Source organism: Mesorhizobium sp. ESP-6-2, assembly GCF_020164675.1.
Taxonomy (GTDB): domain Bacteria; phylum Pseudomonadota; class Alphaproteobacteria; order Rhizobiales; family Rhizobiaceae; genus Mesorhizobium.
Genome location: NZ_JAIUGT010000007.1, coordinates 209,859 through 227,426, shown reverse-complemented (window position 1 = coordinate 227,426; position 17,568 = coordinate 209,859). Strand labels below are relative to the sequence as shown.

The 17,568-nt window shown below is 63.4% G+C and carries 17 protein-coding genes; 8 read left to right on the top strand and 9 right to left on the bottom strand.

What is annotated here, in order from left to right; all coding sequences use genetic code 11:
- Window positions 1–47 precede the first annotated feature (47 nt).
- On the top strand, window positions 48–755 hold the full coding sequence (locus tag LB532_RS19850; protein WP_140639684.1) for an LssY C-terminal domain-containing protein: 708 nt from the start codon (window positions 48–50) through the stop codon (window positions 753–755).
- A gap of 9 nt (window positions 756–764) precedes the next feature.
- Here LB532_RS19850 and LB532_RS19845 read toward each other — a convergent pair whose 3' ends face one another.
- Window positions 765–965 carry a zinc-binding dehydrogenase gene (locus LB532_RS19845; RefSeq protein ID WP_224557088.1) on the bottom strand — a complete coding sequence of 67 codons (201 nt, stop codon included), beginning with the start codon at window positions 963–965 and terminating at the stop codon, window positions 765–767.
- A gap of 111 nt (window positions 966–1,076) precedes the next feature.
- Here LB532_RS19845 and LB532_RS19840 point away from each other — a divergent pair, with 111 nt between their 5' ends.
- Window positions 1,077–2,387 (top strand): hemolysin family protein, encoded by a 1,311-nt coding sequence (locus tag LB532_RS19840; RefSeq protein ID WP_140495971.1) that lies wholly within the window; start codon window positions 1,077–1,079, stop codon window positions 2,385–2,387.
- A 50-nt stretch (window positions 2,388–2,437) separates the two neighbouring features.
- Here the strand turns inward: LB532_RS19840 and LB532_RS19835 are convergent, their stop codons facing one another.
- From LB532_RS19835 to LB532_RS19820, 4 genes are all read right to left on the bottom strand, one after another.
- Complete coding sequence (locus LB532_RS19835; RefSeq protein ID WP_140639847.1) at window positions 2,438–3,754, bottom strand: HlyD family type I secretion periplasmic adaptor subunit; 1,317 nt, start codon at window positions 3,752–3,754, stop codon at window positions 2,438–2,440.
- Window positions 3,754–5,502, bottom strand: a complete 1,749-nt coding sequence (locus LB532_RS19830; RefSeq protein ID WP_140639686.1) for a type I secretion system permease/ATPase — start codon at window positions 5,500–5,502, stop codon at window positions 3,754–3,756. The genes LB532_RS19835 and LB532_RS19830 overlap by 1 nt, the downstream gene beginning before the upstream one ends.
- A gap of 42 nt (window positions 5,503–5,544) precedes the next feature.
- Window positions 5,545–6,969, bottom strand: coding sequence for a family 16 glycosylhydrolase (locus LB532_RS19825; protein ID WP_140639687.1), 1,425 nt, complete (start codon window positions 6,967–6,969; stop codon window positions 5,545–5,547).
- 342 nt (window positions 6,970–7,311) lie between these two features.
- Complete coding sequence (locus LB532_RS19820; protein WP_140639688.1) at window positions 7,312–8,241, bottom strand: DMT family transporter; 930 nt, start codon at window positions 8,239–8,241, stop codon at window positions 7,312–7,314.
- Between the two features lie 228 nt (window positions 8,242–8,469).
- Between LB532_RS19820 and LB532_RS19815 the strand changes: the two genes are divergently transcribed.
- Both LB532_RS19815 and LB532_RS19810 read left to right on the top strand, forming a co-directional pair.
- Window positions 8,470–8,880 carry a gamma-glutamylcyclotransferase family protein gene (locus LB532_RS19815; protein WP_224557084.1) on the top strand — a complete coding sequence of 137 codons (411 nt, stop codon included), beginning with the start codon at window positions 8,470–8,472 and terminating at the stop codon, window positions 8,878–8,880.
- A gap of 156 nt (window positions 8,881–9,036) precedes the next feature.
- Complete coding sequence (locus LB532_RS19810; RefSeq protein ID WP_181169361.1) at window positions 9,037–9,558, top strand: hypothetical protein; 522 nt, start codon at window positions 9,037–9,039, stop codon at window positions 9,556–9,558.
- 175 nt (window positions 9,559–9,733) lie between these two features.
- Here the strand turns inward: LB532_RS19810 and LB532_RS19805 are convergent, their stop codons facing one another.
- On the bottom strand, window positions 9,734–10,339 hold the full coding sequence (locus tag LB532_RS19805) for an NADPH-dependent FMN reductase (RefSeq protein ID WP_140495977.1): 606 nt from the start codon (window positions 10,337–10,339) through the stop codon (window positions 9,734–9,736).
- A gap of 103 nt (window positions 10,340–10,442) precedes the next feature.
- Here LB532_RS19805 and LB532_RS19800 point away from each other — a divergent pair, with 103 nt between their 5' ends.
- Window positions 10,443–10,811, top strand: a complete 369-nt coding sequence (locus tag LB532_RS19800; RefSeq protein ID WP_181165214.1) for a winged helix-turn-helix transcriptional regulator — start codon at window positions 10,443–10,445, stop codon at window positions 10,809–10,811.
- A gap of 93 nt (window positions 10,812–10,904) precedes the next feature.
- Here LB532_RS19800 and LB532_RS19795 read toward each other — a convergent pair whose 3' ends face one another.
- The 3 genes from LB532_RS19795 to LB532_RS19785 all read right to left on the bottom strand — a co-directional run bounded on the left by LB532_RS19795 (window position 10,905) and on the right by LB532_RS19785 (window position 13,344).
- Window positions 10,905–11,300, bottom strand: coding sequence for an acyl-CoA thioesterase (locus LB532_RS19795; RefSeq protein ID WP_091579483.1), 396 nt, complete (start codon window positions 11,298–11,300; stop codon window positions 10,905–10,907).
- Between the two features lie 42 nt (window positions 11,301–11,342).
- The gene (locus tag LB532_RS19790) at window positions 11,343–12,275 is read right to left on the bottom strand and encodes an alpha/beta fold hydrolase (protein WP_140639689.1); all 933 of its coding nucleotides are present in this window, start codon (window positions 12,273–12,275) and stop codon (window positions 11,343–11,345) included.
- A gap of 127 nt (window positions 12,276–12,402) precedes the next feature.
- On the bottom strand, window positions 12,403–13,344 hold the full coding sequence (locus LB532_RS19785) for a phosphoribosylaminoimidazolesuccinocarboxamide synthase (protein WP_140639690.1): 942 nt from the start codon (window positions 13,342–13,344) through the stop codon (window positions 12,403–12,405).
- A gap of 206 nt (window positions 13,345–13,550) precedes the next feature.
- Between LB532_RS19785 and LB532_RS19780 the strand changes: the two genes are divergently transcribed.
- From LB532_RS19780 to LB532_RS19770, 3 genes are read left to right on the top strand one after another with little or no spacing between them, the layout of a single operon-like run.
- A complete protein-coding gene (locus LB532_RS19780; protein WP_140639691.1) occupies window positions 13,551–15,167 on the top strand; it encodes a GMC family oxidoreductase in 1,617 nt (538 codons plus the stop codon).
- Window positions 15,164–16,378 (top strand): mandelate racemase/muconate lactonizing enzyme family protein, encoded by a 1,215-nt coding sequence (locus tag LB532_RS19775; protein WP_140639692.1) that lies wholly within the window; start codon window positions 15,164–15,166, stop codon window positions 16,376–16,378. The genes LB532_RS19780 and LB532_RS19775 overlap by 4 nt, the downstream gene beginning before the upstream one ends.
- A complete protein-coding gene (locus LB532_RS19770) occupies window positions 16,375–17,304 on the top strand; it encodes an NAD(P)-dependent oxidoreductase (RefSeq protein WP_140639693.1) in 930 nt (309 codons plus the stop codon). Before LB532_RS19775 ends, LB532_RS19770 begins: the two co-directional genes overlap by 4 nt.
- Window positions 17,305–17,568 lie beyond the last annotated feature (264 nt).

Below are 17,568 nucleotides of genomic sequence, written 5' to 3'. Positions count from 1 at the left end.
GGCGGCTTCGCCGCGTACAGTGACGTCGTAGAACTCGAGCGGCATCGATGAGCCAACGAAGCTTCCGACGACGCGCTGCGACCTGGCTGGTGTTGCTCCTGGCGACCTATCTGGCGCTGGCCTATGTCGCCGCGCCGGAATTCTGGACGTTTCGCGATCGCGGCTTTCGCAGCCAAAGCTTCGAGATGGTGACGCACACCCCGCAAGGCATTCCGGGCGACCCGATCAATGTCGGCCTGATCGGCACGCAAAAAGAGGTTGTCCATGCCTTCGCCGTCGCTGGCTGGGACACGGCCGATGCCATCACATTGAGGACAGCGATCGACATCGGCGAAAGCGTGCTGTTCTCGCGCCCCTACCCCGATGCGCCCGTCAGCCGGCTGCTGTTCGAAGGCCGCGCCCAGGATCTCGCTTTCGAGAAGCCGGTCGGCGGCAGCGCCGACCGCCGCCACCATGTGCGCTTCTGGCAGACCGATGCCACGGGCGACGATGGCCGTCCGCTATGGCTGGGCTCGGCCAGTTTCGACCGTGGCGTGGGCCTGAGCCACGACACCGGCGCCATCACCCACCATATCGGCCCCGACATCGACGCCGAACGCGACTTTCTCATCCAGGATTTGACCGCCGCCGGAATGCTGATCTCAACCAGCGACCTGGAAGGCATCGGCGCCACCACGCACGGGCGCAATGGCGGCGGCGACCCCTATTTCACCGACGGCAAGACCGTGCTCGGCGTGCTGAAGCAATTGCCGTGATACCTGAAGTCAGCTCGTGACGAACACGACCTTGCCGAACGGCCCCTTCTCCAGATGCTGGAAGGCCTGCGCCACCTCCTCGAAGCCGAAGACCTGGTCGACCACCGGCCGGATGCCGAGCACCTCGATCGCCTGGTTCATCCGCTCGAAGGCGCGGCGATGGCCGATCGAAATGCCTTGCACGACGGTGCGATTGCGCTGGCCGAGCATTTTTCGGCGCCGCCCTGGGATGCCGTCTGACCGGGCCGCATGCGCTGTCATCTTCTTGAAAACGGCTGCTGACTATTTTCCAATCCAGCACGGCAATGCTATTGACCCCTGATGCTGTATGTTGAAATCGCCACCGTGGTCGTCCTCATCTGCGTGAACGGCCTTCTGGCAATGTCCGAGCTTGCCATCGTCTCGTCGCGGCCGGCCCGCCTCAAGGCAATGATCGATCGCGAGGTCAAGGGCGCCGGCCGGGCGCTTGCGCTTGGCTCCAACCCTGGCAAGTTCCTGTCCTCGGTGCAGATCGGCATCACCTTGGTCGGCGTGCTGTCCGGCGCCTTTTCCGGCGCCACGCTCGGCGAAAGGCTGGCGCAGTTCCTGGCCTCGAACGGCATCCGCGAAAACATCGCCGATCCGCTCGGCGTCGGTATCGTCGTGGCCATCATCACCTATGCCTCGCTGATCATCGGCGAACTGGTGCCCAAGCAGATCGCATTGCGCGATCCCGAGCGGGTCGCCGTGCGTGCCGCCCCGGCCATGACCGTCCTCGCCACCGTCTCGGCGCCGCTGGTCTTCCTGCTCGATATTTCGGGCCGGGCCGTGCTTTGGCTGCTCGGCCAGCGCGGCGAGAGCGAGGAGAAGGTCACCGACGAGGAGATCAAGATGCTGGTCGCCGAGGCAGAGCATCACGGCACCATCGAATCCGACGAGCGCCGCATGATCGCCGGGGTCATGCGGCTTGGCGACCGCGCCGTGCGTGCCGTCATGACGCCGCGCACCGAGGTCGACTGGATCAACCTCCAGTCCGACGATGCGACCACCCGCAAGCTCCTGATGGATACGCAGCATTCGCGCTTGCCCGCCGGCGACGGCGGCGTCGACGCCATGATCGGTGTCGTCCAGACACGTGATGTGCTGGCGGCATTGCTGGGCGGCCGCGCGCTCGACCCGCGCAGGCACGTGCGCACCGCGCCCATCGTGCACGATCAGGCCGACGCGCTCGACGTGCTGCAGACGCTGAAGGAATCCGACGTGCCGATGGCGCTGGTGCACGACGAATACGGCCATTTCGAAGGCATCGTCACCCCCGCCGACATCCTGGAGGCCATCACCGGTGTCTTCCGTTCCGACCTCGAAGCCGGCGAGGAGGAGAATGCCGTCAAGCGCGACGACGGCTCATGGCTGCTTGCCGGCTATATGCAGGCCGACGAGATGGCCGAGGTGCTGGGCATCGACCTGCCGGAAAACCGCGACTACGAGACCGTCGCCGGCTATGTGCTGTCGCACATGCACCATCTGCCGGCGACCGGCGAATGCGTCGACGCGCAAGGATGGCGCTTCGAGGTGGTCGATCTCGACGGCCGCCGCATCGACAAGCTGATCGCCACGCGTCTGCCCAGCGGCCACCGCGAAGTGGTGCGCTGACTGTTCCAACGTTGCCTTGGGCCAAGCGGTCATTGGCCGTCCGTCCGCGCCTACTGCTCTCTGAACGCGCGGGCGAACGAATCGAGCATCGGCCGCGCGAGATATTCCAGGAAAGTCCGGTCGCCAGTGCTGATGAACGCCTCGACCGGCGTCCCGGGATAGAGCTGTTCGGGCCTCACGCGGGATGGCAGGGCGTCAATCTTCAGCTTCGCCCGGAAATAGGGTTCACGCGTAGCCCCGTCGATCAGCCGATCCGCGGAAACCTGTGTCACGGTGGCAGGAACCTCGGGCGTGAGCCGCGTGTTCAAGGCGGACAATCGCAGTTTCGCCGGCTGGCCGACGCGCACCTGATCGATGTCCTTCGGCCGCAGCTTCGCGTCGACGACCAATCCCGATGCCGTCGGCAGGATCTCCATGATCTTTTCGCCCGGAGCAATCACGCTGCCCTTGGAATTGTAGGTCGATGACACCACGATGCCCGCTGCCGGCGCCTTGATTGTCGTGCGCCGCAGCACCGCCGCGGCCGCCCTGATCTGTTCCTCGACATCGGCCAGGTTGGAGCGAACCTCGTCCAACTTCGTCAGCGCCTCCTCCACCCGTTGCGTGGTCAAGCGCTCGGTCTGCTCCTGCGCCTCGACGATCTGGGTGCCGGCCGATGCAAGATTGGCCTCCAGTGCCCCCGCCTGGCCGACGAGGTCGGCTTCGCTGCGCAGAAGCTGGGAGTATTCGGTGCGGTTGGTCAGGCCCTTGTCCAAAAGGCTGGTCTTGATGCCGAGCTCCTTCTTCACCACCTCGACCTGCTGCTGGATGGCTTGTTTCTGGGCGTCCAATCCCACGACGGACTGCCGATGCATGGCGACCCGCTGCGCGAGGATCGATCGTTCCGACCGGAACCGGGCGAGCCTGGCGTCGAATTCCTTCTGCTGTTCGCGAACCAGCATTTCGAAATCGTGCTGAAGCGGCGCAGGCGCCGCTGTTGTGATCGGCGCCAGCCTGTCCAGCCCGTCGCGTTCCGCCTCCAGCCGCGCCGCACTTGCCCTGAGCGCGATCGACTGCCTCGTCAGCCGGTTGAGCTCGGCCTGCGCGGCGGTTGGGTCCAGCACGATCAGATCCTGCGCCTGCCGCACGCGATCGCCTTCGTGGACCAGCAACTCTTGGACGATGCCCCCCTCAGGGTGCTGGATGAGGATGTTCCCGCCCATCGCCGAGATGGTGCCTTGCGTGATCACCGCGCCGGACAAGGGGGCATAGGCCGCCCAATAGCCGAAGCAACCTGCAAATACCGCTATCGCAGCATAGCCGGCCAATGCCACGCGTCCTGTGTCGGTGCGCGGGCTGCGTTCCTCGGCGAGGCTGTGCACTGCCATCATCTACGATCCAAAGCGGGTTTTTGCGGGGCGCTGCGGATCGTCGTAGCGAACGACCCGGTCACCACCGTATTCTGCCGGGGAGAATTGCCGGCGAGGGGCTGCCGCAGCAAATCGCTGCTCGGGCCGAAGGCTTCGATCGCGCCGTCGCGCAGCAGCATCACGCGGTCGCAGGCCGCTGCCATCGAAGGGCGGTGCGTGATCACGATCAAGGTAATCCCCGCCGCCCGCGCGGCCGAGAGCACCGCTTCGAGCGCCGCCTCGCCGGCGCCGTCGAGATGGGCGTTGGGCTCGTCCAGAACGAGAATTCTGGGGTTGCGGTGCAGGGCGCGCGCCAGCCCGATCCTTTGGCGCTCGCCGCCCGACAGCGCCCGGTCAGACGGACCGATCATCGTCTGGTAGCCGTCGCGCTGCATCAAAATCAGTTCATGGGCCTGGGCACGCTTTGCCGCCTCGACGATCGAGGCGTCATCCGCGTCGGGGTCGAAGCGGCCGACGTTCTCCGCGATCGATCCCGGGAACAGTTCCACCTCCTGCGGGAGATAGCCGATATGCCTTCCAAGCTGCTTTTCGTCCCAGGTCCTGAGATCGGCACCGTCGATCCTGACCGAGCCGCTGACCGGTTGGAGCGCACCGACAAGCAATCTGGCGAGCGTCGATTTGCCGGCTCCGCTCGGGCCGACGATCGCCACCGCCTCGCCGGCCCCGATGTGGAAATTCAGTCTCTTGACGATGGGCTGACTGCCGGGCGTATTCGGCGCGACGTAGATCAGATCCTGCGCCGAAATCGCGCCTGACGGATCAGGCAGAGCCAGTTTTTGCACCGCGGACGGATGCGCCGAAAGGGTCGCCTCCAGCCGTTTCCACGATCGCCCGGCGTCGACGATCTGCCGCCACGAGCCGATTAGCTGGTCGAGCGGCTGCAGCGCGCGCGACGAGACCAGGGAGGATGCGAAGATCATCCCGGCCGTCATCTTGCCTTGCAGGACAAGCCATGCACCCACGCCCAGTATCGCCAGCTGGAGCATCATCCGCACAGCCCGCGACGTTCCGCTAAAGATCGCATTGGCCATCGACGCGCGGTCGTGAACGATCAGGGCTTCGGCGACGTGCTTTCCCCACGCCCGCGCGGCGTTCTGGACCATGCCCATGGCGCGCAGCGTCTCCGCGTTGCGGGCAAAGGCCTGCTCCGACTGGCTGGCGACCGCCGAACGCTGTGAAAACAAGGCGTCGTTCCTGCCGACGGCAAGCTGGGTTGCCAGGACCAGTGCAAGCAGCATCGCCACGCCAGCCAGGGTGAGCCAGAACAGCACGGGATGGATCAGGTAGAGCAGTCCGAGGAAGAACGGAGCGAACGGCAGGTCGAACAGGACCGCCACGCCGCGCGACCTGATGAAGGCGCATACCGAGGCGAGATCGCGCAATGGCGACAGGCCTGCGGAGGCATGGTTGGGCGCGAGCGAAGCGGCGAACGTCTGCGCCCCGAGCTTGCTGTCGACGCTGGCCGCGATCCGCTGCGTGTAAATGGAGCGCACCGCATCCAGAAAGCCCAGAAAGGCCAGCGCGAGAACCGCGATGACCGACAGGTAGACAAGCGTCTCGACATTGGAGGAAGGCAGGACCCGATCATACACCTGCAACAGATAGAGCGGAATCACCAGCAGCAGGATGTTGATCAGCAACGAGAAAACGCCGACATCGGCGATGGCGCGCCACAACACCGCCCGCAGACCTGACTGTCCCATCATTCCCGCACTCCCTTGGCGGCTCATGTCCCGAGACATCGGCGCTCAGACGGAGTGGTCGCCCGCGACGTCCAACGGGTGGTGCTGCAGGTCATCCAGAGTATAGGCGCGGATATAGTCGATCTTCATCTCCGCCGGCGTGGCGAGATGGTCGGGAGGCGCGCCGGCAAAACCGCCCACGGCGAGATCGGCCAGCATGTACATGGGCGTATGCATGTCGGAAGGCGTCGCGGCCTCGGCGACTTTCACGCCGTCATAGGTCCAGACGAGCGTATCCGGCGTCCACAGCAGGCCATAGGTATGGAAGCCGTCGGTGTCCGAAACATTCACCGGGGAGGAGACCTTGGTGTGCTGTCCCGTCTCGTTCGTATGCGCCGTCATGATGAGCGTGTTCGGATCCTGTCCGCGCGCCTCTACGACGTCCAGCTCCGGCGGCCACGAGCCGTCTTCCGGCAGCAGCCAGAAGGCCGGCCAGGCTCCGGCCGTTTCGGGCAGGTCCGCCCGCATTTCGAAATAGCCGTAGGTTTGCGAGAAGCTTTCGTGGGTCGTCAGGATGCCCGACGTGTATTCGTAGTTGTTGATCAGAGGCTTGATATCTTCGGGCGCCTGCGCCGCGGTGATGGTGAGGACCCCGTTTTCCACGCTGAACGGGTGGACGGAACTGGTCGGGCCGTAATTGGCGTCGATGTACCATTGCAGCTCCCCATTGCTGCTCAATGTGCTTCCGTTCGGCGCTCCCCACCAGAAATTGGAATTCCAGGTGCCGTCATGGCCGTTCCAAAGGCTGAGCGTGTTGAAGTCATCGGAAAAGGACAGCGTCATTCCGGACTTGTCGATCGGCAGTTCGAACTGGCTGGGTGCCAGCTTGTCCACCGTCGTGTTGTTGAACACCAGCACCTCGTCGGATCCGAGGTTCAGCAGAAGGTTCGCTCCTGCCTGGGTCATATGTGCCTTGACGTCTTCGAAAGACGTGAAGTCGTAGCCATTGAGGCGGACCGTGTCGTCTGCGCCGAAATCGGTGATCAGATCGCTCCCATTGCCCTTGGTGATGATGAAAGTGTCGGCGCCGCCGCCGCCGATCAGTACGTCGTTGCCCTGGCCGCCATCCAGCGTCTGATGGCCGGAGCCGCCCTTGATGATGTTGTCCAACGCATTTCCGAACGCATAGCGATTGTTGCCGGTGACGACGAGGTTTTCGAAATTGTCAGGGAGATTGTAGCTCATCCATGTGTCGATCGTGTCGATGCCTGCCCCGGGATTCTCCACCACCTTGTTGTTGGTGGAGTAGAGGTGATAGTAGTCGTCGCCCGCGCCGCCATAGATGGTGACGTTGACGCTGGCGTCTCCCCAGAAGGAGTCGTTGCCGGAGGTGCCGTGCAGTTCCGGCCCGGATCCGGTCGCCGAGAACCAATGGGTGGACGTGCCGGTGTAGGAAAGAGGGATGCCCTTGGCGTTCGTGACGGTGCTCATCAGAAATCCTTCCTCGCGCCTGTTCAGGTCATTTCGAAACGGCAACCATCACGGAGCAACGTTGCCCTGCACGATATCGTTCCAGGAACTTGCCACACAGTTGACCATTACATCGACCGTTGAGTGACATTTTCTGAACCGAGAGCACAACAGGCCGGAAAATGGTCTATGGACCGTAACCAGACCGGAGAAATATTTAATTAAATTTTACCGAATGCCAAAACAAGTGTAGATATACTTACGCACGTGATTCGGATTGCCCAAGCGTCACGGCTTTCTGGCGGATAATGTTGCCATTCAGGGAACAATGCGTCGACGCGCGGTAGCTGGGGAGCTTGCCCCTCAAACCGCCGCTTCGATCGGTTCGGCAAGCTTCGGATTCGATCGCGAGGCGATCAGGCAACTGGCCACGATGAGGCCCGCTCCCGCCAGCGTGGTCCAGGTCACCGCCTCGTCGAAGAAGAACCAGCCAAGCGCGATCGCCCAGATGAAGGCGGAGTACTCGGTCGGGATCAGATATTGCGCTTCGGCGCGCGCGTAGGCCCAGCTCATCAGGAATTGGCCGGCGAGCGACAACGCCGTCACCCCGGCGAGAGGAAGCCAGAGCTCGCTCGGCAGCGCAACGGCCAGCCAGGGTGCCGCGAGACCGAGGATGACAGCAACGCAAAGGTTCTGGAACAGCATGATCTCGATCGGCTTGGCCAGCAGCGCCTGTTGCCGCGCGAGGATCAGATTGTAAGCGTAGAACACCGTCGATACCAACACGGCGGCCGTGCCGAGCAGGGCATCCTCGGCATAGGTCGCACGCCCGAACTGTCCGGCTATTATGATTGCGACGCCCGCAATGCCGGCCAGTGATGCCCAGATCGCCTGTCGTTGTATCCGTTCGCCCAGCAACAGTGCGGCCAGCAGAAGCGCAAACAGCGGCGCCACGAAGCTGAGACCGATCGCCTCCGCCAGCGGCAGCCTGGCAAGGCCCCAGAAAAACGACAACAGGACAATGCCGACGACTACGGCACGCAGCGCATGCAGCCTCAGCACGGAAAGGGCGGGAAACGCGCGCGACCCTGCCGACCAGCCGGCGCCCGCGACCACGCTCGCCAGCATGCTGCGCCATAGCACCGTGTTGTAGACGCCGACGGCAATGACCAGGACCTTCATCGCCGCATCCATTCCCGACAGAAGGAAGATGCCGAGCGCGCACACCAGCACCGGGATCATGGGGGAAACGACGCCTGCCAGGCTGGACGACTTCACGGGGCTTTTGCTCATGTGATGGAACGCAGCCGGATATATCAGGGCAGAATGGCCGAGCCAGATGGCAGCTCCGCCCATGTGGAGGGCCAACCGGTGTCCGTCCGTGATCGCGCGAAAGCAATCTCCACAGCTCCATGGCTCAGCCCAGATACGATGCTGAACTCCGCTGTGTTGCTCACTTCCGCTGCCCCGAACGTTGATGAAAACAGATGAACTTCCAGGTTTGGCCGGCGTTCCCTGCGCATGATGCGGAAACTCTTCGTGTTTGGCACCTTGAAGAAAGGCTTTCCCCTTCACGGCGAGGGTTTGTCCGGCGCCGCCTTTCTGGGCGCCTACAGGACGCGAGAGCGCTTCCCGATGCTGATCGCAGGACCTCGCTTCGCTCCGATGATGTTCAATGAGCCAGGCGTCGGTTTCCAGGTCGGCGGCGAACTCTACGCTGTGGACGATCGCGCTTTGGCAAACCTCGACAGGATCGAATCCGTCGGCAAGCCCGGAAATTTGCGCGTGCTGATCGAAGCAGAGCCTGTCGGCGGCGGGGCGCCTGTCTCGGCATATGTCTACATGAAGACCCGGCATCTCGCCGCCCCGATCCACTCCGGATATCTCGAGGACTACGATGATCGGCGCTTCACGCTTTCCTCGGGCAGCTAGAACAATTCCAGGAAAAGTGCATGGCATTCCCGCCCGCCTCGCCCTCATTTCTGCGACGCCAAGTGATCCACCTCGCCACGGATGCTCCGGCAGTTTTTTTCGGCGAGGGATTTTGAGCTAAGGTGACGCACCACCGATGCGGCAGAGAGCATCCAGATGACTGAACGTACCGGCACCCGAGACAGCAACACGGCATCCGCAAGCGATCCCGCCGACGACGATCCTCGCCTGGCATTCATCTATCAGGAGGCGGTGCGAGGCCTCAATCATCAGCAGAACCTCGTCGAGAACATGAACACGCGCGCCGGCAGCCTCATCTTCGCCACCGCGTTTGTAAACTCGTTGCTTGGCGCAAGGGCGCTTTCCGACGGGCTCGGGCTCTGGGATTGGATCGCAGTGGCCCTGCTGTTCGCCATTGGCGGGCTGATCGTCTTCCTGCTTTGGCCCTATCACAAATACACGTTCCGCTTCGATCCGGAAGAGCTGCTCCATCGCTATGTCGATGGCGACAGGCCGCTGAAGATATCGGCCATGCAGCGCGCGCTTGCCCTTCGCATCAAGGCGGACATGGCCAGCAACTGGCGCATTATCCAGCGGCTTCGGGCAGCATTGCAGATCGCGCTGGTTCTTTTGTTGTTCGATATCCTGGCCTGGCTTTTCGCGGTCGCCGGCATTTGACACGCACGATTTTGGGCCGATGGCTGGGCGGCGCTGTTATCCTGCGCAGGTGCCGTCGCAAGCGAATGAGTCGATCGAAACTGCAACTCTTCGGCTTTCTGCGTAGGAACCCTCAACACCAAAAAGGGCGGCGCAAGCGCCGCCCCACATCCATGGAAGGATGATTTCAAGGCGGTCAGGCCGCCTTGATTTCCTCGTCTATGGCGTCGGCCTGGCGCGCGGTCTTCAGCGCCTTGGCCCACCAGGCGACGTCGTTGACCAGCGCGGTCGCGGCCTGGTTCAGGTGCTCGATCTCCTCGAGCTTCTTCTCGCCCTGGCGCACTGCGAGGAAGTCGCCCCAGGCGATATGGACGGCCGACTTGACCGGCGCCATCTGCAACTCGACCGCATGGAGGCGGAGCTGTTCGACGGCGCGGGCGCCGCCGACGCTGCCATAGCCGACGAAGCCGGCCGGCTTCTTGTTCCATTCATTGGCGGCGTAGTCGATGGCGTTCTTCAGCACGGCCGTCGGGCCGTGATTGTACTCGGCGGCGGTGAAGATGAAGCCGTCATATTCGGCGACCTTCTTCTGCCAGCGCTGCGCCACCTCGTTGGTCGACGGCACCCAGGCGGAGGATGCGACCTCGTCGAAGAAGGGCATCGGGAAATCGCGCAGGTCGACGACATCGACCTCGATGTCGGCATGCGACTTGGCGATCTTGGCGATCCACTGGGTAGGCACATCGGCGAAGCGCGCGGCGCGTGTCGAACCGACGATGATGGCGATCTTGGGTTTGGACATAGGGCTCTCCTGGTAAGCAATTCCGGGGCAGGTAAGACTGGTATCGTTTGGATACCGGGGCTATATGAGTTCCTGTCAACTTCGTGCGCAAGGAGGCACCTTTTTGTTACTGAGGAACCCGCACAACACCGAAGACTGCCGTGCCGTTTCGGAAATCCTGCAGCGCGTCGGCGACAAGTGGACCGTGCTCGTCGTCGGCAAGCTCGGCGACGGACCGCTGCGCTTCAATGAGCTGCGCGCCGCTGTCGGCGGCATCTCGCAGAAGATGCTGACCACCACCTTGCGCGGGCTGGAACGCGACGGTTTCGTCACCCGCACCGTGTTCCCGACCATTCCGCCGCGGGTCGATTACGAGCTGACCGAACTCGGCCATGAACTGCTGGTCCCCGTCAGCGCGCTCGGCGAGTGGGCGCGCAGGAACACCACGCGCGTGCGGGCCGCGCGTGCGAAATTCGACGGCCTGCATGGCTGAAATTCCACGGTCGTTCAGCAATCGTTGACTGATTGTCTTCGTGCCTGCACTGCCGAGGTGGACTGACAGACCGTTTGACAGCGGTCCTAGGCTCTAGCTTTCGGCTGGAACGGCCTTCGGCTTGCCCTCGCCGTCCAGCGCCACCATGACAAAATCGGCATGCGTGACCTTTTCCATCAGGTCGGACAGATAGCGCTGCGCCCAGGCCTCGACCTTGAGGGTCATCGAGGTGCGTCCGACGCGCTCGACATGGGTGTAGATGCACAGCGTGTCGCCGATCTTCATCGGCTTGGCGAACGACATCTCCTTGACCGCCGCCGTCACCACCCGGCCCTTGGCGCGCTCGGCGGCGCGGATGCCGCAGGCAAGGTCCATCTGCGCCATCACCCAGCCGCCGAAAATGTCGCCGGCGGCATTGGCGTCCGAAGGCATGGCCAGCGTGCGCAGCGTCAGATCGCCGATCGGCCGCCCATCCGCGTAGTGCACCATGCGAGATATTCCCTGAGATCGACTGCTCCTGATCCCGTATCGTCAAGGCGCCCGGAGGTCAACGCGCGACCGGGTGATGTCATGGCGGAACCAGTCAACGGGGATTGCGGCTCGGTCAGGGGCAACGAAGGCGTTGATTTCGAAGGCCAGCATATCGGGAATTTCCTCCGCCATGTGATGGCCGCTCGGCAGTCCCTTGCCGGTGAGAGTCGAGCCTGCCCAAGGCTTCCAGACTGCCAGGATATCTCCATACAAGGCTTCGAGATCGTCCTTCAGCGACCACAACACCGCCATCGGACACTGAACACGGCGGCCCAACCGACGATCTTCGGCATCGTGGAGATAGTCGATCGACAGGCCGGCCCGATAGTCTTCGATCATGCCATGAACGATTTCGGGATTGCGGATCGCTTCGAGATAGTCCGCATACGCCTCTTCGCCCATCTCGCCTGGCGACCCGCCGTACCATTGTTCGGGGGCAGCGCTTATGGCGCGCTCTGGCTTGTCCGGCTGCGCGAAGAAGAACCAATGCCACCATGCGGCGGCAAATCGGGCATCGCAACGCTCCAGTGCTTCGAGGATCGGAACTCCATCCAGGATCATCAGACGGCTGACGGCGGCCGGGTGGTCCATCGCCAGCCTGAAGGCCGTATAGCTACCGCGATCATGCCCGACAGCCGCGAAACGGTCGAACCCCAAATAATGCATCAGTTCGATGCAATCCTGTGCCTTTGCACGCTTCGAGGACCCCGAATGATCTGTCGTGTCATCGGGAATCGAGGATTGCCCGAACCCGCGCAAATCGGGGCAGACAACGGTATGATCCTTCACCAGAAGGTCGGCCACCTTGTGCCAGGTGACATGCGTGCGCGGATGCCCGTGCAGCAGGAGGATTGCTGGTCCGCTCCCGCCGACACGAACGCGGAGCCTCGCGCTTATAAGGCGGACCTGCTCCAGTCGGAAACCGTCGAACATAATGTCGAAATCAATGATGCCACGGAAGGTTCCCAGCCCAGGCCCAAGTCTAGACCAAAGCTGATGGGCTCCGAGGTCCGAACGACGGCTTCGGTTTTGGAGAGGGCTTCCCCAGAGATTGCACCTCTCAAAAATAACCTGCGAGGTTGGCGCGGATGCGGTCCAGCACCGTGTCGCCGGAAACGTCTGGCACGAATGCCTTGCCGGTGATCGCCTCATAGGCCTGGGCATAGACACGTGAAGCCTGTTCGATGATCTCGTCCGGTATCTTCGGAATAGGCTCCCTGTAAGGATCGCAGCGCGCCGTCACCCACGAGCGGATGAAATCCTTGTCGAAACTCTCCGGCCGCGTGCCGTTCGCCAGGGCCTGTTCGTAACTCGCGGCGATCCAGTACCGGCTGCTGTCGGGCGTGTGGATTTCGTCGGCCAGGATGATCGCCCTGTTTTTGTCGGTGCCGAATTCGTATTTCGTGTCGGCGAGGATCAGGCCGCGTTCGGCGGCGCGCGCCTGGCCGCGGGCGAACAGGTTCAAGGCGTAATCCGAGACGGTGTCCCACTGCGCCTGGGTGAGCAGACCCTGTTCGATGATCTCGGCCTTGGACAGCGGCTCGTCATGGCCACCATGCGCGGCCTTGCTGGTCGGCGTGATGATCGGTTCGGCCAGTTTCTCATTGTCGCGCAGGCCGTCCGGCAGCCGCATGCCGTACATGTCCCGTTCGCCGCGACGATAGCGGGTCAGGATCGAGGTGCTGGTGGTTCCCGCCAGATAGCCGCGCACGACGATCTCGACCGGCAGGATGTCGAGCCTGGTGCCGACGACGACGTTCGGGTCGGGATATTCGAGGACATGGTTCGGGCAGATATCGGTGGTTTCCTCGAACCAGTAGCGCGCCGTCTGCGTCAGGACCTCGCCCTTGAACGGGATCGAGGTCAGGATGGTGTCGAAGGCACTGAGGCGATCCGTGGCGATGATGATGCGCCTCCCGTCCGGCAGATCGTAATTCTCGCGGACTTTGCCCTTGTAGTGACCCGGCAGTTCGGGAATGAAAGCATCCGACAGGACACGCATGGGATCTCCTGCCTTGCGCAGATTGGCCGATGTCCTCGCATAAGCTTTCGACCCCATGCATATCAAGCGGGATTGTTAAGGGTTCCCCGCAACTGGATCCGGTATCGCGGTCGCTTTTTTCACAACGCATGCCGGAAGGCCCAGCGACGCGGCAAGCCTGCCCCGTCTAGGCTGCGGCCAGATTTCCGGAGCCGGCCGTAGCCATCATGCAGACCTATGACTTCATCATCGTCGGCTCCGGCTCGGCCGGTTCGGTGTTGGCGGACAAGCTCTCGGCCTCGGGCCGTTTCTCGGTGCTTGTGCTCGAAGCCGGCGGCAGCGACCGCCGCTTCTACGTGCAGATGCCGCTCGGATATGGCAAGACCTTCTTCGACCCCGCCGTCAACTGGAACTACAAGACCGAGCCGGATCCTGGCCTTGGCGGCAATGTCGACCACTGGCCGCGCGGCAAGCTGCTTGGCGGGTCCAGCTCGATCAACGCCATGGTGTGGATCCGCGGCGCGCGCGAGGATTTCGACGACTGGCGCGACGCGGGCAATCCCGGCTGGGGCTATGACGACCTGCTGCCGGCCTTCAAGGCGCTCGAGGACAATGAAGCCGGGACCGACAGATGGCGCGGCAGAGGCGGCCCGCTGCACATCACCGACACATCGGACGCCGTCCACCCGCTGACGAAGCGCTACCTCGCCGCCGGCCAGCAGGCCGGACTGCCGTTCAATCCCGATTTCAACGGCGCTGCCCAGGAGGGCGTCGGCATCTACCAGATCTCGACCCGCAACGGCCGCCGCATGTCGGCCGCGCGCGCCTTCCTGCGCCCGGCGATGAAGCGCGCAAACGTCCGTGTCGAGACCAACGCGCTGGCAAGCCGCATCCTGTTCGAAGGCAAGCGTGCGGTCGGCATCGAATATCTGCAGAACGGCCAGACGAAGACGGCCCGCGCCGGCCGCGAGATCATCCTGTCGGCCGGCTCGATCAACTCGCCGCAGCTTCTGCAGCTCTCCGGCGTCGGCCCGGCGGCGCTGCTCAAAGGGCTGGGCCTCCCGGTCATTCACGCCAACGAGAATGTCGGCGCCAATCTGCAGGACCATGTCGGCATCAACTACACCTTCAAGGGCAGGCTGCCGACGCTGAACCAGATCCTGCGTCCCTGGTGGGGCAAGCTCATGGTCGGCATGCAATACATCCTGACGCGCTCCGGCCCGCTGTCGCTGTCGATGAACCACGGCGGCGGCTTCTTCCGCACCGACCCGGCCTTTTCGCGCCCCAACATGCAGCTCTATTTCCAGGCGTTTTCGACCGTCATCCCGAAGAGCGGCGAGCGCCCGATCCTGACGCCGGACCCTTGGCCTGGCTTCTCCATCGGCCTGTCCAACTGCCGCCCGTCGAGCCGCGGCGAGATCATGATCCGCTCCAGAAATCCGTTGGATCATCCCAAGATCGTCGCCAACGCCTATTCGACCAATGCCGATGTCGAGGAGATGCTGGCGGCGGTGAAATTCGTGCGCAAGATCGCCTCGATGCCCGCAATGGCCGAGATCATCGCGGAGGAGGTTTTGCCAGGCCCATCAATCACTTCGGACGCCGACCTGATCACGGATTTCAGGAAACGCTCCGGCACTGTCTATCACCCGGTTTCGACCTGCCGCATGGGACCCGATCCCGCGCGCGCCGTGGTCGATCCGCGGCTCAAGGTACATGGGCTGGAAGGCTTGCGCGTGATCGACGCCTCGATCTTTCCCGACAACATCACCGGCAACACCAACGCCGCGTCGATCCTGACCGGATGGAAAGGCGCCGAACTGGTTCTGGAGGACCAAGAATGAAGATCACCGACGTCAAGACCTGGGTTGTCGGCAATCCGCCGCCCGGCATCGGCGGCAAGTATTTCATCTTCGTCAAGCTTACCACCGATGGCGGCGTGGCGGGTTACGGCGAGGCTTACAACGCCACCTTCTCCGCCCATGTCACGGCCAGGATGGTCGAGGACATGGCCGAGCGCTATCTCGTCGGCCGCGATCCGCACGACATCGAGAGTTTCTTTCGCCGCGCCTATTCCTCCGGCTTCACGCAGCGCCCCGACGTGTCCGGCATGGGCTGCTTCTCGGCGCTGGAAATGGCCTGCTGGGACATTATTGGCAAGGAAGCGGACAAACCCGTCTACAAGCTGCTCGGCGGCCAGGTGCACGAGACGCTGCGCTCCTACACCTACCTCTATCCGCATACCGGCAGCGTCCATTCCGAGGACGCCCCGGACGGCAGGAATGTCTACAACGACCCCGAAATGGCGGCGGCCTGCGCGCTCGAATATGTCGAGCAGGGTTTCAATGCCGTCAAGTTCGACCCGGCCGGTCCCTACACCGCCTTTGATGGCCACCAGCCGCGCCTGCTCGACATCGACGTCTCGACCCGCATGATCAAGGCGATCCGCGAGGCGGTCGGCAGCCGCGCCGACATATTGTTCGGCACGCACGGCCAGTTCACCGCCTCCGGCGCCCTGCGCCTGGCGCGCGCCATCGAGCCTTACGATCCCTTGTGGTTCGAGGAGCCGGTGCCGCCCGATATGCCCGAAGTCATGGCGCAGGTCGCCCGCGCGACCTCTATCCCGATCGCCACCGGCGAACGGCTGACGACCAAGTTTGAATTCGCCCGCGTCATCGAGAACCGCGCCGCGACCATATTGCAGCCGGACCTCGGCCGTTCGGGCGGCATTTTCGAAACCAAGAAGATCGCCGCCATGGCCGAGGCCTACCACATCCAGATCGCACCGCACTGCTATTGCGGACCGATCGTCGGTGCCGCCAACATCCAGCTGGCGGTGACGCTGCCCAACTTCCTGATCCTGGAATCGCTGAAGCAGTGGGACGGTTTCCACGCCACGTTGCTCAAGAAGAAGATCGAGTGGCAGGACGGCAACGTCATCCCGTCGAAGGAACCCGGCCTCGGCGTCGAGCTCAACGAGGCCGTCTGCGACGCGCACCCCTACACCGGCAAGGACCTGCATTTGCAGATGATGCAAACGCCGCTGATGCCGTGAGCGAAGGCTACGCCTTCATCGGCCTTGGTCATCTCGGCGGCAAGCTAGCCGCCAGCCTGGTCCGAAATGGTTTTGCCGTCACCGTGTTCGACCGCGACCCGGCCGCTATCGAGCGCCTCGTGGCGCTCGGCGCTATCGCTGCCGGCAACCCCGCCGAGGCGGCTGAGCGGGCGGGCAATGCCATAACTTGCCTGCCGTCACCGAAAGCCAGCGAGGCGGTACTCGCCAGTCCTGATGGACTGCTCAACGGCCTCCCCGCCGGCGGCACCTGGATTGAGATGTCGACCAATGGCCGCGACGAGATCGTGCGCCTCGCGGGCCTCGCCTCGGCCAGGGGAATCGAGACCTTGGAATGCCCGGTCACCGGTGGCGTGCATTTGGCGGCGGCCGGAAAAATCACCGCGCTGGTCGGTGGCGATGCCGATCTTTACGGGCGTCATCGCCCTCCCATCGATGCTATGTGCGCGAAGTCGTTCCTGATGGGCCCGATCGGCTCGGCGGCGGTGATCAAGGTCATCACCAACATGCTGGCCTTCATCCATCTCGTCGCCGCCGGTGAGGCGCTGATGCTGGCCAGGCAAGGCGGGCTCGACCTCGCCCAAGCCTATCACGCCATCGTTGCCTCCTCCGGCAACAGCTTCGTCCACGAAACCGAAAGCCAACTCATCCTGAACGGCTCCTACGACATCGGCTTCACCATGGACCTGGCGCTGAAGGACCTCGGCTTCGCGCTGGGCATGGGTCGGGATTTCGGTGTGCCGATGGAACTGGCATCGCGTGTCAACGCGATTTTCGAGCAGGGCAAGGCGGCGTACGGCGGCGGCGCCTGGTCGACCCAGATCGTCAAATTGCTCGAGGACGCTGTCGGCGTCGACCTGCGCGCGCCCGGTTTTCCGGCCAGGCCGGAATCTCCCAAAGATGAATGAAATCAAGACATTGGGCAGGCATCTAGAATCGCGGCGATAGCAACTTGAATCAGAACTGCAACAACGCCCGACGCTTCGTCATCCACGGGCGGAGCGGGCGCGAAAGCGCACGCGCAGACCCGAGGATCCATTCCGTGACTTTAGCCGAAGAGCGCAGCGGAGCAGAATTCCGCACCGCGGCGGCGCTCGAAAGTCGCGGCATGGATCCCAGGGTCTCCGCGACGGAGCTTCGCTCCTGCTTCGCCCAGGGATGACGACGTTGTG